Below are 15,981 nucleotides of genomic sequence, written 5' to 3'. Positions count from 1 at the left end.
TAGACTCAGGTGGTGGAAAGCCCCTTATCAACACCTCCCATCGAGCAGAGCTCTGCGCAACGACGCGTCGTGCGTACCTTGTCCGTTTCTCAGCTACTCAGCGGCATCGGCAATGGTGCGAGCCTCGCCGTCGGCTCCCTTCTGGCCGTTGAGGTCACTGGTTCGGAAGCGTTTGCGGGAGCCGCCACGCTGGCCATTAGCGTTGCGGGTGCCGTTTCGGCATTGCCGCTAGCGTCATTTGCGGTTCAGAGAGGACGACGACGCTCGCTCAACTTGGGCTATAGCCTTGCGGCGCTCGGGGCAGTGGGTATGATTTTCACTCCGCCAACCCAAAGTTTCGTTCTGCTCATGGTGTCCGCATTCTTGTTGGGTGTCGGTAATGCTGCCAATCTCCAAGCGCGCTTCGCAGCAACTGACTTGGCGCTGCCTCAACATCGAGCCCGTGATCTTGGGCTCGTAGTTTGGGCCATCACCATTGGAGCCGTGACGGGACCTAACCTTATTGGGCCAGGCGCAGCTGTCGGCGCGTTCTTAGGTCTTCCCGATATGAGCGGACCTTTTGTCTTCTCGTTGCTGGGCATGATCGCAGCAATCATTGTTCTCAATGTGGGTCTTCGACCCGACCCATTGCTCTACGCTCGAGACCTCCGAGACGCCCAGTCTGGTTCTGAATCAGACGACGCAGTGGAGAGCTCACAGCCGCCACAGCGTCGCTCATCTCTCAAAGACGGGCTTCTCGCCCTCAAACATTTACCGGACGCGCGCTTGGGCATTGGCGTCATTGTTGCCGCGCACTTGACGATGGTCGGCATCATGTCGATGACCCCGGTGCATGTTCAGCATCTGTCGGTTCAAGAGCATGCGATGCACGGCGCTGACGCTAATGCGTCCGGAAGCCAGTTGGACACTCTCGTGGTTATTGGCTTCATCATTTCGTTGCACATCGCGGGAATGTTTGCGCTGTCGCCGGTCTTTGGAATGTTGGCTGACCGATGGGGCCGCAAAAAAACGATGTTCCTGGCCCAAGCCGTGTTCGTGTTGTGCGCAGTGACCGCGGTGTTCGGTCGAGATAGCGAAGCAGCCATCACGGTCGCGTTGGTGCTGCTGGGCTTGGCTTGGTCGCTCGCCACGGTGGCAGGATCAGCTTTCGTCAGCGAATCCGTGACCGAAGAATCACGCGTCCCTGTTCAGGGCCTGAGCGACACCATGATGGGCGTGGCTGGAGCGGCCGGATCAGGTCTAGCTGGTCTGGTGTTGGCTACCTGGGGGTTTGGGGGACTTGCGTGGATCGGGCTGGGGATTGCGGCGGCTGTAGCACTATGGATTCTGTCCTCACAGCGCGACAGGACGAAGCAGGCTGTTACGGCGTAACGTCTTCGTCGTTGGTCATGGCGAGTAGACGCTTGAAAATGCTGGCACCGTCGTCCGCGAGACCGTCATGGTGGAAATCCTTGGTCTCCCAGACTTTCAAACCGTTGACGGCGTTGGCGGTCTCTAGGCTCAGATCACGATCCACATACACATCGTCCGTGTAGACGGCTGCCACCACGGGAACAGAATTGTTGGAGAGCGTATCCAGCCGGTAGAGCTCCGGCCAATCTGACTTGGTGGCCAGAATTTCCGCCGTGCCCTTGAGTGAGGTGAGCGCCGGATCTTCATTAAAGTGCCAGGGGTAGATCATTTCGCCCGTCAGCAGTGGAGACTCAGACGCGGGATCAAAGTCTGGGTTCTCAGCGAGAACTCGAGCGGCCGACCACCGCGTTGCATCCTTTTGCGCGTAGATGCTTTCGTGCAGGACGGCATAGAGCGGGCCTCCGAGGAAGGATGCGTTTGAGCGCATCGTTTCCTTAAATGCATCGCTCAAAACGGGGCCGTTCGCAGTCTCTATGAATGCGCCCTCAAGGTGGAAATGTAGTTGGTCCACACGAGTGTTGCCGCCCAGGAACATGCCTAACATCTGCACTGCACCGACCGACAGTCGCCGTCCGTCGCTGAAGAATTCTTCACGGTTTCTCACGTGGTCAATGACGCGGTCCAGGATCACACGATCACTTGGGTACTTCGCGAAGTATTCCTCGTTGCGCGCCCGCATGCGGGCGAACGTGGCCTGATAGACACGGTCTGCCGAACCATGCAGCGGCGCGAGTCCACCGGTAATGATCGAGCGATTGAGGGACCCGGGGAACAGTGAAAGATACGTGAGAGTGCAGAAGCCACCAAAGCTTTGTCCCAGAGTGGACCACGAGTCAATGCCCAAGGTCAGCCTGATGAGCTCGGCGTCCCTCACGATCGAATCCGCCCGGAAATGCGCGAGGTACTCGGCACGTTCGTCGTCGCTGGCAAAGCCGCTTAAGACTTGATGATTGACGGGCGAGCTGAGGCCCGTTCCACGCTGATCAAGCAACAACACTCTGAACGACTCGGTGGCCTCTTTGAGCCAGCCCGAATTTGTGGTCAGCCGAGGCGCGCCAAAACCTGGTCCGCCTTGCAGGTACAACAGCCATGGTTTCTTTGATTCGCGTTCGACATCGCTTGAAGCGTTGATTTCACGCGCAAAGATTTCCAAAGTCCGCGAGCCGGAATTGAGATGATCAAGCGGAACCTCAAAACGATGGCTGATGGCCGTCATGCCGCGCAGCTGAATGGGAGCCTCTTGACGATGTGGCACCTTCACGGTGGATTCCAGGATGTCCTCCGCTGCTGTCTCTCCGAGTTCGTCTGCTGTCTCTCCGACTTCGCCTACAGTGTCTTCCGCGACGTGCTCCATAGTGCCCTCTGTGCCCTCCATGCCCTGCATGGTCTTCGTCATGTCATCATTCTTGGCGTCGTTCAAGGCGTAGTTCATGCCGTCGTTCATGGCAGTGCTATCCCAGTCGACCCGCGGATGTCAGCCGAACGACTGCCTGGCCTGCTTCATCCGAAGCATCCAGATCGATGTCTGCCTCGATGCCCCAGTCATGGTCGCCACGAGGATCTGCGAAGATCTGGCGAACGTGCCATGTGCGTGGTTTGTTCGCAGGCGCGGTATCAATGATGAGCAGGTTTGGTCCGCGACCGGCAGGACCATCGTCGATGTCGTCGTGTTCGTCAAAGTAGTCATCGAGAAGGTCGTTCCAACGATCGATATCAAAGCCTTCCGCGCCATCGAGGTCGGCCAAATCGGCGGCCTTTTCGTTGGCAAAGAGCTGAACGCGACGGAACATCTCGTTGCGCACCATGACTCGGAAAGCGCGCTCGTTAGCGGTGACGCGTGGGGGAGCAGGTGGTAGGACCTCGGACGGATCAACCAAAGAGTCAGCTGTGACGTTATCGCCGGTGAGCTGCTCCCATTCGTCGAGGAGGGACGAGTCAGTCTGTCGAACCACTTCGCCCAGCCAGTCGATGAGATCCTCAAGGTCCTCGCGCAGAGCATCGCGAGGTACGGTCTGCCGGAGCGCCTTGTAAGCATCCGTCAGGTAGCGCAACAGCACACCTTCGGAACGCGCAATGCCGTAGAAGTTCACGTACTCACCAAAGCTCATGGCACGTTCGTAGATGTCGCGCACGATCGACTTAGGGGCAAGCTCAAAGTCCGCCAACCACGGCGCACCCTTGCGGTACGTTTCGAACGACTGATCAAGGAGCTCGGACAGTAGTTGCGGGTAGGTGACGTCTTCCAACGCTTCCATGCGCGCGTTGTAGTCGAGCCCCTCGGCCTTCATCGCTTCGATGGCTTCGCCGCGGGCCTTCTTCTCCTGGGCGCTCAACACTTGGCGTGGGTTCTCGAGGGTCGCTTCGATCACGGACACGACGTCCAACGCATAAGAAGGTGCCTCAGGATCCAACACATCAAGAACTGCAAGAGCGAAGGGGGAGAGCGGCTGGTTTAAAGCGAAGTTCGGCTGAAGATGCACGGTCAGTGCCAGTCGATTACCGTGCTTATCCGGCGTCTCAAGGCGCTCGACGACGCCCGTAGCGAGAAGCTCGCGGAGGATGCCCAGTGCACGCAGCAGGAGTTGGCGCTTCTTTGCCGGTGGCTCGTGGTTTTCTGTGAGAAGCCTGCGTGCCGCTGCGAAAGAATCGTCTTCGCGTTCCAACAAGTTCAAGAGCATGGAGTGAGAAACAGTAAAGGAAGATGAGAGCTTCTCAGGCTCAGAAGCGACGAGCTTGTCGAAGGACTTCTGGCTCCAGGTAAGGAAGCCTTCTGGAGCCTTCTTCTTGTTTACTTGCCGGAGCTTGCGCTGATCGTCGCCGAACTTGGCGACGGCCTTTTCCATAGCTCGCTTGTTTTCAATATCGTGTTCGGGCGCTTGCACCACCACGGTGCCAGCGGTGTCGAAACCTGCGCGGCCGGCACGTCCCGATATCTGGTGGAATTCGCGCGCGTTGAGTAAACGTTGGCGAACGCCGTCGTACTTGGTAAGTGCCGTCATCAGGACGGTACGGATGGGAACGTTGATACCGACGCCCAAAGTATCCGTTCCGCAAATCACCTTGAGCAAGCCGGCCTGCGCAAGTTGCTCGACGAGCCGGCGGTACTTAGGAAGCATGCCCGCGTGGTGCACGCCGATGCCGTGGCGGACCAATCGATTCAAGGTTTTGCCGAAGCCAGCCCCAAACCGAAAGCCGGCAATCATTTCGGCGATGCGGTCCTTTTCCTCGCGCGAACAGACGTTGATGCTCATGAGGTCAGAGGCACGGTCGATCGCTGCCAATTGGCTGAAATGGACTACGTAGATGGGAGTCTGACGAGTCTCGAGTAGCTCTTGGATCGCCTCGTGAATGGGATCTTCGGAGTAGTAGAAGTGAAGCGGGATAGGCCGTTCCGCGTGTGCAATGGTGACCGTCTCGCGATTCGTGCGGCTCGTCAGCTCGTCCTCGAAGAAGCTCGTGTCACCAAGGGTCGCAGACATCAGCAAGTATTGCGCTTGGGGCAGTTCAAGGAGCGGTACCTGCCAAGCCCAGCCACGCTGCGGATCCGCGTAGAAGTGAAATTCATCCATGACGACGACGCCGACGTCTGCTTTGGTGCCCTCACGCAGGGCAATGTTCGCGAGAATCTCGGCCGTGCAGCAAATGATGGGGGCGTCCTGGTTGACGGAAGAATCGCCCGTCACCATGCCCACGTTCTCGGCGCCAAAGATCTTGCAGAGATCAAAGAATTTCTCAGACACGAGTGCCTTGATCGGCGCCGTGTAATAGGAGACCTCGCCGCGTGACAACGCGTGGAAGTGCGCGCCAATGGCCACCATTGACTTGCCTGAGCCCGTAGGCGTCGCAAGGATGACGTGGTTGCCTTGCACGATTTCCATGACAGCTTCGTCCTGAGCCGGATACAGCGTCAGGCCGCGTGAGGAAACCCATTCCAAGAACTTCTCATAGGTGGCTTCGGGAAGGACTTCGTTGGATGGGGCGGCAGGCACAAGTTCAGCGAGATTCATGATGTCTCCACCCTATTCCCAAACACCTTCCACCGACTTCTCGCAACGGTGGAACACGGGCATATCAATGCTACGTTTCGCTATGTGCCGACGGCTGTGCGTGATCTGCACTACAAGACTTAGGCTGAGACTATGAAGTGGGACCCTCAGTTATATCTCAAGTTTTCAGATCACCGAGACCGCCCGTACTTTGATCTCACGGGGCGAGTTTTTGCGGATTCGCCGAGGAAAGTCGTGGACCTTGGCTGCGGCCCAGGAAATCTCACCAAGACGCTCGCTGAGCGCTGGCCGGAGGCGCAGGTCTTCGGCTTGGACTCCTCCCCAGAGATGGTGGCGAAGGCGCGCCATAGCTTCAGCGACATCGAAAACCTGAGCTTTGACGTGGTTGACGCCAATGCGTGGCTCCCGGACTCAGATGTTGACGGAGTGGTCTCCAATGCCATGTTGCAGTGGATTCCAGGACACGCAGATCTGATGGCAAAGTGGCTGGACCACCTCACTGAGGGCGCCTGGTTTGCCGTTCAGATTCCCGGAAACTTTGGTGCTCAGTCACACGTGATCATGCATGATCTCGCGGAGTCGCCGCGTTGGCGCCCGCTCGTTAGTGGCGTGCTTCGCCATAAAGATGTTGTGCACCAGCCCGATGAATACCTCCACTTGCTGCGCAACCACGGCATGACGGCCGACGTCTGGGAGACCACGTACTCGCACATTCTCCCGGCCAACAAGGAGCGCCATCCTGTCCTCGAATGGACTCGCGGCACCACGCTCCGGCCACTCATGGCAGCCTTCCAGAAGCTTGAAGAAAGTGGCCAGCTCCCGGAGGGAATGGGCTACGAAACTTATGAGAGCGAGTACGAGCACCATCTCAAGGACGCCTACCCGCTCGATCCCAAGACCGGTGAGGCTGTGTTCTTCTTCCGTCGAATTTTCGTCGTCGGGCAAAAGAACTAGCCCACAGTAGTTACCAACCTCGCTCGCGCCATTCGTCTAAGTGCGGACGTTCGGCGCCGAGTGTGGTCGAGTTGCCGTGCCCCGGGTACACCGCGGAGTCGTCCGGGTAACGGTCAAAGAGGCGTTCGCGTACGTCGTTAAACAGGGACGTGAATCGCTCCGGGTCTTCCCACGTGTTGCCGACTCCGCCGGGGAACAACGAGTCGCCACTGAGAATAATTGGGCTGCCGGAAGGATCCTCGTAGACGAAAGCGATCGAGCCGGGAGTATGCCCTCGCAAGTGAATCGCGCGGAGGTCGAAACCGGGAAAGTTGCCCACGTCGTCGTGCTCAAGAGCATGCGCGGGACGCAAGCCGGACTCTTTTTCAATCGCTTCGAGGTCCGCCGCGCCGGCGCTTGTCGTGGCGCCGGTGTCTTCCGCAAGCTCGCGCAGCGCTCGAACGTGATCCCAATGTTGATGCGTCGTGGCAATCATGACGAGATTCAACGGCTCGGGGGAGTCATCCTGCGCCGACGCTAGTAGCGCCTTGATTTGATCGATGTTGTCCGCCGCGTCAACGAGGACCTGTGCGCCCGTCTGCTTCGACGTGATGACGTAGCTGCGGTTGTCCTGTTCGCTCACGGAACTGCCGCGCAAAGTGACAAGTTCGCGGTTCTCCAAAAGGGTATCCATGAGCCCATTCTAGGGCGGCTTCACGCAATCGTTGTGATAAATGGCATAGGCTCGAATTATGAAGAGCACCGGTACTTTCGATTTCGGGGTCATCGACCATCAGTCATCGGTGCCCCCGTATGAGCAATTGAAAAATCAGATAATTCTTCGAGTGCGCAACGGAAAACTGTTGAGCGGAACGAAGCTGCCCACCGTGCGCCAAGCGGCGAGCGACTTGGGACTTTCGGTCAATACCGTGGCGCGTGCCTATAAGGAACTGGAAGAGCAACGGATCATTGAAACGAATGGTCGCCTGGGTTCGTTTGTGCGCGCAAGCGTGGACGAATTTGCTGACAGAATGCGCGAAGCGGCCGAGCAATTTGTGGACGAAGCCCTGGCTTGCGGAGTGGATGAAAAGCGGGCAATTCTGTATCTTTCGGCGGCATTTTCGGCGAAGGCCCGCAGCTAACCGCTCATCTCAATTTGCCGAGATTACGACGACGCTGGCTCGCTTTCTCGCAAATTCTTTCGCTTTCAGGTGATTCGTACAGATTTTCGAACGCGAACCGGATATTGTTGCACGCGTGGGAAGTCGTGTTGAAGAAGTTATCCAGGGGCAAGCCGAGAGCCCGAAGGTCCACGCACCTTCGAAGAACGGATCATCCAGCGTTCTAGGTGGCGGCGATGCGCCGCTGCACAAGCCGGACCTGACGCGCATTCTGGTTCAAGGTGCGCGCGAGCATAATCTCCAAAACGTCGACGTGGATCTGCCGCGCGACTCGATGATCGTGTTCACCGGACTTTCCGGTTCGGGCAAGTCTTCGCTCGCGTTCGACACTATCTTTGCCGAGGGCCAGCGTCGTTACGTTGAGTCTTTGTCTGCGTACGCCCGTCAGTTCTTGGGGCAAGTGGATAAGCCAGATGTGGACTTCATCGAAGGTCTGTCTCCTGCGGTGTCCATCGACCAGAAGTCCACGAGCAAGAACCCTCGCTCGACCGTCGGCACCATCACCGAAATTTACGACTACATGCGTCTGTTGTGGGCTCGCGTGGGTCGTCCGCATTGCCCTATATGTGGCGAGGCGATTACTAAGCAGACTCCGCAGCAGATTGTGGACCAGCTGTTGGAGCTTCCAGAAAAGACCCGTTTCCAGGTGCTGGCACCTGTGGTTCGCGGACGTAAGGGTGAGTTCGTTGATCTCTTCAAGGAGCTCACAGCGGGCGGCTACTCGCGAGCTCGTGTGGATGGAGAGACTGTTCAGCTGAGCGACCCTCCAACCCTCAAGAAGCAGTACAAGCACTCGATTGAGGTAGTCATTGACCGTCTCGCTATTCGTGACGGTGTTCGTCAGCGCTTGACTGACTCGGTAGAGACGGCTTTGAAGTTAGCGGATGGCCGCGTTCTCATCGAGTTTGTTGATCTCCATGAGTCTGACGAAGGACGCGTCCGTTCCTTCAGCGAGAACTTGGCTTGCCCGAACGAACACCCACTCACGATCGATGAGATTGAACCGCGGTCTTTCTCGTTCAATAATCCCTTCGGCGCTTGCCCGGTCTGTACTGGTATTGGTACTCGCCTTGAGGTGGACCAGGAACTGGTGGTCCCTGACCACGATGCCACGCTGGCCGAAGGCGCAATCGCGCCATGGAACCTTGGTAAGGCCACAAGCGAGTACTGGAATCGTCTTCTCGAAGGCCTTGGCGAGGAAATGGGATTTGATCTCAATACGCCGTGGAAGGACCTGAGCAAGGAAGCGCAGACTGCCATTCTTCACGGCCGCAATCACAAGGTTGTGGTGCAATACCGCAACCGCTTTGGTCGTGAGCGCAAGTACTCCACCGGCTTCGAAGGCGCCATTCAGTACATCGAGCGCAAGCACCAAGAGACTGAATCTGACAGTGCACGTGACCGCTACGAAGAATACATGCGTCTATCGCCGTGCCCTGAGTGCCAAGGCGCGCGGCTCAACCCCACGTCGTTGTCCGTTCTCATCAACGGCAAGTCCATTGCCGAGGTCAGCGCACTTCAGCTCCGTGACTGCGAAGCGTTCTTCTCCAACCTCGAACTCACCAACCGCGAAGCCCAGATCGCAGCTCAGGTCTTGAAGGAGATCTTGGCTCGATTGACGTTCCTCTTGGACGTTGGCCTCGAGTATCTCAACCTGGAGCGGGCGGCAGGAACACTGTCCGGCGGCGAAGCACAGCGTATTCGCTTGGCTACGCAGATTGGTTCTGGACTCGTGGGCGTGCTGTACGTGTTGGACGAACCATCCATTGGTTTGCACCAGCGCGACAACCGTCGCTTGATCGAGACGCTCACGCGATTGCGCGACTTGGGCAACACCCTGATTGTTGTGGAGCACGACGAAGACACGATCGCCGAGGCGGACTGGATCGTCGATATTGGACCGGGCGCAGGCGAGCACGGTGGACGAGTGGTTCACTCGGGAAACCTCGAGGACCTCAAAGCGAACCAGGAATCCATCACGGGTGCCTATTTGTCCGGCCGCAAGTCGATCGAGGTTCCTAAGAAGCGTCGTAAGACGGACAAGGACCGTTTCGTGAGTGTCATCGACGCCCACGAAAACAACCTGCAAAATGTCACGGTCGATTTCCCGCTAGGCGTGCTGACGGCCGTCACGGGCGTGAGTGGTTCCGGAAAGTCGACGCTCGTCAACGACATCTTGTACAAGACGCTCGCCAACAAGCTCAACGGTGCAAAGCAAGTGGCTGGACGCCACAAGCGCGTCGAAGGTCTTGACCAGCTGGACAAGGTCATTCACGTTGACCAGAGCCCGATCGGCCGTACGCCACGATCCAACCCGGCGACGTACACGGGCGTTTTCGACAACATCCGTAAGCTCTTCGCCGAGACGAATGAAGCGAAGGTCCGCGGCTACTTGCCAGGACGCTTCTCCTTCAACGTCAAGGGCGGCCGCTGCGAGTCTTGCTCGGGCGACGGCACGCTGAAGATCGAGATGAACTTCCTCCCGGACGTCTACGTTCCGTGCGAGGTCTGCCATGGCGCGCGCTACAACCGCGAAACGTTGGAAGTGCACTACAAGGGCAAGAACATCGCTGAAGTGCTCAATATGCCAATTGAAGAAGCCGCTGAGTTCTTCGCAGCATTCACTCCGATTTCGCGTCACTTGAACACGCTCGTTGACGTGGGATTGGGCTACGTCCGGTTGGGCCAGCCAGCAACCACGCTTTCCGGTGGTGAGGCACAGCGTGTGAAGCTCGCTGCCGAACTTCAGAAGCGATCCAACGGACGTAGCGTCTACGTTCTCGACGAGCCCACCACCGGCCTGCACTTCGAAGACATTCGAAAGCTTCTGCTGGTCCTTCAAGGACTCGTGGATAAAGGCAACACGGTCATCACAATTGAGCACAACCTTGACGTGATCAAGTCCGCTGACTGGATCATCGATATGGGTCCTGAAGGCGGATCTGGTGGCGGTATGGTCATCGCCCAAGGAACCCCGGAGCAAGTCGCGAAGAACGAAGCGAGCTTCACGGGTCAGTTCCTTGCAGAGCTATTGCCTGCCAAAAAGTAGTGCGAGAGAAGTAGACAATCAGCTTGGAAATGGGTGTTGAGCAGGACATGAAGAGTGCAGCCGGGAAAGCGCCGGGAAATTACGACGCCGTCATCTTGGATTTGGATGGCACCGTTGCAGACCCAGCGGGCGCCATTACGTATGGCATGGCTCGTGCGCTGGAGCAGTGCGGCTTGCCGGTTCCGTCTGAGGAGGAGCTCGAAAATCTCGTAGGCCCGCCGCTGTTTTACGGGTTCTCGAGCCTCGATGGTGTGGACGCTGACATGGCTGACAAACTCGTGAAAGAGTACCGAGCTTGGTACTGGAATGAGGGCCTCAAAATTGCTCGAGCGTATGACGGAATGGAAGCGTTCATCAAGGACGCTCACGAACATGGCATCAAGGTGGCTTTAGCCACGTCGAAGCCAATCGTTCCTGCAACCATGATCATCAACAACCTGGATCTGGCACCGTTCTTCACGACCCTTCACGGCGCTGAAATGGATGAGTCGGTGATCCGGAGTCATGGCCCCGGCAAGCTCCGCATTGTGCAAGCAGCGCTCGACGCTCTAGGAACTGAACCGGAACGCACCGTCATGGTGGGCGACCGTCATTTCGACCTCGATGCCGGCAACGAACTCGGGCTGGTCACGGTCGGCGTGAAGTGGGGATTTGCGCCCGAAGGCGAACTCGAAGCAAGTCACCCGGACGCAATTGTCACCACTGCAGCCGAATTGCGCGATATGCTCATTCCCGCCCATTCCTCATAAGCTGCAAAGGAGCACAAGGAGCTTTCGTGGAAACTTTTGATGCAGTTCGTGCGACTTTTTCTGCCACGATTAAGCTGACGTGCCGCCCTACCGTGACGGGTTTGGAGAACGTTCCCAAGGACGGCCCCTTCATCATCGCCAGCAATCACTTGTCCTTCTTGGACAGTGTGATCATTCAGGCACTCATGCCTCGAAAAGTGGCGTTCTTCGCGAAAGCTGAGTACTTCACGGGTCCGGGCCTCAAAGGCAAGCTCATGAAGACCTTCTTTGAGTCGGTCGGTTCCATTCCCGTGCAGCGCGGTGAACAAGCAGCCTCCGTTGCTGCGTTGGCGTCGCTCGTAGACATCTTGGAAAACAACGAAGGCGTTGGCATCTATCCCGAGGGCACACGTTCCCGCGACGGTCGTTTATACCGTGGTCGCACGGGTGTTGCCTGGCTGGCCCTCACGACGGGCGCACCTGTTGTCCCTGTTGGACTTGCTGGTACTGAGAAGCTCCAGCCCGCAGGCAGCAACGGCATCAAGTTCTCGAAGTTCACGTTGACTGTTGGCAAGCCCCTGCAGTTCGAACATGTTGGCGCCAAGCATCCGTTGCCGATGCGCCGTAAGGCTACGGACGAGATCATGGACGCCATTGCCGCCATCACCGGTCAAGAGCGAGTGGAGCACTACAACCAGTCGCCGCAGACACCCATTTAAGCGAGTCGAGAGTGGCTGATCCGTCGAGTTATCGACCAAAAACGGGGGAGATCCCTACCCAACCTGGTGTTTATCGATTCCGTGACCCCAGCGGACGTGTGGTTTACGTGGGTAAGGCGAAGAACCTTCGCTCACGACTGAACAGCTATTTCGCGAACCCGGCCCAGCTGTCCACGAAGACGTACACGATGGTCCATACCGCGTCTTCGGTGGAGTGGACGGTGGTTGGCAGTGAGCTCGAAGCGCTCCAGCTCGAATACACCTGGATCAAAGAGTATTCACCGCGCTTCAACATCGTGTTCCGCGATGACAAGACGTACCCCTACCTGGCCATCACGATGGGGGACAAGTACCCGCGTGCCCTCGTCATGCGCGGTGACAAGCTACCGGGCACCAAGTATTTCGGCCCGTTTTACCCGGCGAAGGCCATTCGCGAAACCCTCGATACCGTCCTGAGAGTTTTCCCGATCCGCTCGTGTTCGCGAGGGATTTTCAACCGTGCCGAGCGTGCGGGCCGTCCATGCCTCATGGGTTACATCGGCAAGTGCTCCGCTCCGTGCGTCGGCCGTGTCAGCGAAGAAGAGCACCGGAAACTCGCCGAAGACCTTGTTCAATTCATGGCGAGTGATGGCAGCAAATTCATTCGCGAATTGGAAGCGAAAATGGCCGCGGCCGCGAAAGTCATGGACTACGAATCTGCCGCCCGCTTGCGCGATGAAATTGCCGCACTTCGCCGCGTGTTTGAACGCAACGCCGTCGTACTGGATGACAGTACCGAAGCGGATATTTTCGCCGTCGCGGAAGATGAATTGGAAGCCGCCGTGCAAGTGTTCCATGTGCGGCACGGGCGGATTCGCGGGCAGCGCGGCTGGGTCGTGGAGAAGGTCGAGGACGCGGCGCCGGAAGATTTCATTGAGCACTTGCTACAGCAGGTCTATGGCGAGATGGACGACGCCGATCGCATACCTCGCGAGGTTCTCGTACCGACCCTGCCCGCTAACGAGGCGGACGTTACTCAGTGGTTGCGCGACCTGCGTGGTTCTGCGGTGTCGCTTCGGGTTCCGCAACGCGGTGAGAAGGCCATCCTGATGGAAACGGTTCGAGAGAACGCAGTCCAGGCGCTGGCGTTGCACAAGTCTCGCCGCTCTGGCGACATCACTGTGCGATCCCAAGGTATTCAAGAACTTCAAGAGAATCTGGGACTTGCCGAACCTCCACTGCGCATTGAGTGCTTCGACATTTCGCATGTGTCCGGCACGAACGTGGTGGCGTCGATGGTGGTGGTCGAAGACGGCCTTCCGAAGAAGAGCGAGTACCGAAAGTTCAAGATCACCGGCGACGCCGCTCGGGACGACACCGCCTCGATGTATGACGTCATTTCGCGACGCTTCCAGCACTACCTCGCGGATCTTTCTGCCAACGAAGAGCAGGCATCCGGTCAGATTTCCGTGGAGGAAGCCCGGCAGGCGCCCGCAAAGAAGTTCGCGTACCCGCCAAGCCTTGTGGTGGTCGATGGTGGTCCACCACAGGTGAGCGCCGCCGTTGCCGCGTTGGCTGACTTGGGCATCATGGATATGCCGGTTATCGGGCTTGCAAAGCGTCTGGAAGAGGTCTGGGTTCCGGAGGATCCGTTCCCCGTGATCTTCCCGCGTGCCTCCGCTGGCCTGTATCTGTTGCAGAGAATCCGCGACGAGGCTCACCGTTTTGCCATCACGTTCCACCGCGAACGTCGTGCCAAGTCCATGATTTCTTCCGTGCTCGACGACATCCCTGGTTTGGGCGCAGCGAAGCGGCAAGCTCTGCTCAAGCACTTTGGCAGCGTCAAGAAGATCCGGGCTGCTTCCCTCGAGGAGCTGCTGGCCGTGCCAGGTTTCGGCCCTAAGCTCGCCGCGAACGTGCACGAACGCGTGGCACAGTCCAACGCTGGAGAGGCTGAAGAGGAGACCGAGAGCGCTCAAGAAATTTCGGAATGATGCGCCGAATATCGGGATAGGGTTGTTGTATGTCGAGTGAACGTACCGCGAATGAGCTAGTGGCTGAGAAACCACAGGAGTCTGAATTGCTCATAGTGACTGGGTTGTCAGGAGCAGGACGTACTACAACGTCGCACGCGCTTGAGGATCATGGTTGGTATGTGGTGGAGAATTTGCCGCCGCAGCTGATCGGTACTTTGGCTGATCTCGTAGCGCGTAACCCCATGTCCATCCCGCGTCTCGCGGTGGTCATGGACGTGCGCAGCAAGCATCTTTTTGAGTCGATTCGTGAGAGCCTCAACGCACTGACGGCCGCTGGAGTGAAGTACCGGGTGCTGTTCTTGGAAGCCTCGGAACCTGTGTTGGTTCGTCGCTTCGAACAGGGTCGCCGGCCGCACCCGTTGCAGGGATCTGGCCGCATCTCTGAAGGCATCGCCGCGGAGCGCGAGCTTTTGGCAGAAATCCGCTCGAGTGCCGACGTTGTCCTCGATACCTCGAATTTCAACGTCCATGATTTGAATCGTGAGATCACCCAGTTGTTCTCCGACGATGGGCCCATTGTGCTTCGTCTGAACATCATGAGCTTCGGATTCAAATACGGACTGCCGACGGACGCCAACTTCGTCGCCGATGTACGTTTTGTGCCGAACCCGCACTGGGTCCCAGAACTGCGTGCCCACACTGGCCAAGATCCAGAGGTGGCCGAGTTCGTCTTGGAAGGCCACGGAACGCAGCAGTTCATTGAGCACTACGTAGCAGCGCTTGAGCCAGTGCTCGAGGGCTACCGCCGTGAAAACAAGCACTACGCGACGCTTGCCGTGGGCTGCACGGGCGGAAAGCACCGCTCAGTGGCTATCGCGGAAGAACTTGGTCGACGCCTCTCCGCTTTGCCCTCGGTCCGCGTGACGGTTGCTCACCGCGATCTAGGGCGGGAGTAGCCTTGTCGTTCATGACAGGAATGATGCCACTCGTGCCTTTGCCGACCCCTCGAGGAGATTCAGATCCTCTCAAGGTGGTTGCGCTTGGCGGCGGGCATGGCTTGTCTGCATCGTTGAAAGCCCTGCGACGCTTGACCAGCGAACTGACCGCTGTGGTCACCGTTGCCGACGATGGCGGTTCTTCGGGCCGCATTCGCGAAGAGCTTGATGTCTTGCCGCCCGGCGATCTGCGCATGGCGCTGTCTGCGCTGTGTGACGATACGGACTGGGGCCGCACGTGGCGCGACGTGATGCAGCACCGCTTCAAGTCCAAGCCAGGTTCTGAGGGGAGCCTGGACGGTCACGCCATGGGCAACTTGCTGATCACTGCATTGTGGGAGCTTCTGGGCGACCCGGTTCAGGGTCTGCGATGGGCTGGCGCGCTCCTCGGAGCTCGCGGCCAAGTGCTTCCCATGAGCGTGGAGCCGCTAGCGATTTCAGGCGTCATCATGGGTGATGCCGGCAACGGCCAGCTCAAGCAGACAAGAGTGACGGGTCAAGCACAATTGGCCAAGGCCGGCAACCAAGGAACCGTCACGGACGTGAACTTGATTCCCGCCGACGCACCCGCATGCCAAGAAGCGGTCAATGAGATCATGAATGCAGATTGGTGCGTTGTGGGCCCAGGCTCTTGGTACACCTCGGTCATGCCCCACATCTTGTTGCCGGGTATTCGCGAAGCGCTCCAGAACACGAATGCGCGAATCTTGGTCACGATGAATTTGACCACAGATACCAAAGAAACCGTTGGCATGGACGCGGCCGGGCACTTGCAGACGATTCATCGTTATGCGCCTGACCTGCGGGTAGATGCGGTGCTAGCAGATAATTCTGCAGTCGAAGATGTTGACGCTTTTGAGAAGGCAGCCGAGGGCATTTGCGCTCGAGTGTTCTTCGATAGAGTGGGGGTTGGATTGGGCAGTGCTATTCATGATCCGTTAAGGTTGACGGCTGCATATCACAACGTGTTTACCGCGTTCGTCTAGAGTGAGATGGCTGTC

The 15,981-nt window shown here is 58.0% G+C and carries 12 protein-coding genes; 9 read left to right on the top strand and 3 right to left on the bottom strand.

Translation table 11 applies throughout. The annotated features are described in order from the left end of the window. Positions 1–12: 12 nt before the first annotated feature. Positions 13–1,371 carry an MFS transporter gene (locus tag BKA12_RS04820; RefSeq protein WP_183641100.1) on the top strand — a complete coding sequence of 453 codons (1,359 nt, stop codon included), beginning with the start codon at positions 13–15 and terminating at the stop codon, positions 1,369–1,371. Here BKA12_RS04820 and BKA12_RS04815 read toward each other — a convergent pair. Beyond that, the gene (locus BKA12_RS04815) at positions 1,361–2,857 is read right to left on the bottom strand and encodes an alpha/beta fold hydrolase (RefSeq protein WP_246361602.1); all 1,497 of its coding nucleotides are present in this window, start codon (positions 2,855–2,857) and stop codon (positions 1,361–1,363) included. The genes BKA12_RS04820 and BKA12_RS04815 overlap by 11 nt on opposite strands. A 7-nt stretch (positions 2,858–2,864) precedes the next feature. Beyond that, the gene (locus BKA12_RS04810) at positions 2,865–5,420 is read right to left on the bottom strand and encodes a DEAD/DEAH box helicase (RefSeq protein ID WP_183641098.1); all 2,556 of its coding nucleotides are present in this window, start codon (positions 5,418–5,420) and stop codon (positions 2,865–2,867) included. Positions 5,421–5,552: 132 nt separating this feature from the next. On the opposite strand from BKA12_RS04810, the gene BKA12_RS04805 reads away from it, so the two are divergent. Then, positions 5,553–6,374: a methyltransferase domain-containing protein gene (locus BKA12_RS04805; RefSeq protein ID WP_183641096.1), complete on the top strand. Its 822-nt coding sequence runs from the start codon at positions 5,553–5,555 to the stop codon at positions 6,372–6,374. A 10-nt stretch (positions 6,375–6,384) separates the two neighbouring features. Here the strand turns inward: BKA12_RS04805 and BKA12_RS04800 are convergent, their stop codons facing one another. Beyond that, positions 6,385–7,047 (bottom strand): MBL fold metallo-hydrolase, encoded by a 663-nt coding sequence (locus BKA12_RS04800; protein WP_183641094.1) that lies wholly within the window; start codon positions 7,045–7,047, stop codon positions 6,385–6,387. A 58-nt stretch (positions 7,048–7,105) separates the two neighbouring features. Here BKA12_RS04800 and BKA12_RS04795 point away from each other — a divergent pair, with 58 nt between their 5' ends. The 7 genes from BKA12_RS04795 to BKA12_RS04765 all read left to right on the top strand — a co-directional run bounded on the left by BKA12_RS04795 (position 7,106) and on the right by BKA12_RS04765 (position 15,966). Then, positions 7,106–7,495, top strand: coding sequence for a GntR family transcriptional regulator (locus BKA12_RS04795; protein WP_183641092.1), 390 nt, complete (start codon positions 7,106–7,108; stop codon positions 7,493–7,495). Between the two features lie 223 nt (positions 7,496–7,718). Next, positions 7,719–10,583: an excinuclease ABC subunit UvrA gene (gene uvrA, locus BKA12_RS04790; RefSeq protein WP_246361834.1), complete on the top strand. Its 2,865-nt coding sequence runs from the start codon at positions 7,719–7,721 to the stop codon at positions 10,581–10,583. Positions 10,584–10,612: 29 nt separating this feature from the next. Further along, positions 10,613–11,332, top strand: a complete 720-nt coding sequence (locus BKA12_RS04785; protein ID WP_246361832.1) for an HAD hydrolase-like protein — start codon at positions 10,613–10,615, stop codon at positions 11,330–11,332. A 26-nt stretch (positions 11,333–11,358) separates the two neighbouring features. Next, entirely contained in the window at positions 11,359–12,030 is a 672-nt protein-coding gene (locus BKA12_RS04780; protein ID WP_183641089.1) for a lysophospholipid acyltransferase family protein, read from the top strand. Positions 12,031–12,041: 11 nt separating this feature from the next. Next, positions 12,042–14,003 carry an excinuclease ABC subunit UvrC gene (uvrC, locus tag BKA12_RS04775; protein ID WP_183641087.1) on the top strand — a complete coding sequence of 654 codons (1,962 nt, stop codon included), beginning with the start codon at positions 12,042–12,044 and terminating at the stop codon, positions 14,001–14,003. A 29-nt stretch (positions 14,004–14,032) separates the two neighbouring features. Continuing rightward, positions 14,033–14,941 (top strand): RNase adapter RapZ, encoded by a 909-nt coding sequence (rapZ, locus tag BKA12_RS04770; RefSeq protein WP_183641085.1) that lies wholly within the window; start codon positions 14,033–14,035, stop codon positions 14,939–14,941. 2 nt (positions 14,942–14,943) lie between these two features. Beyond that, entirely contained in the window at positions 14,944–15,966 is a 1,023-nt protein-coding gene (locus BKA12_RS04765; RefSeq protein WP_183641083.1) for a gluconeogenesis factor YvcK family protein, read from the top strand. Positions 15,967–15,981: the final 15 nt, after the last annotated feature.

The organism is Neomicrococcus lactis, assembly GCF_014200305.1.
In the GTDB taxonomy this organism is placed as follows: domain Bacteria; phylum Actinomycetota; class Actinomycetes; order Actinomycetales; family Micrococcaceae; genus Neomicrococcus; species Neomicrococcus lactis.
This window is presented reverse-complemented; position numbering and strand designations above follow the sequence as displayed.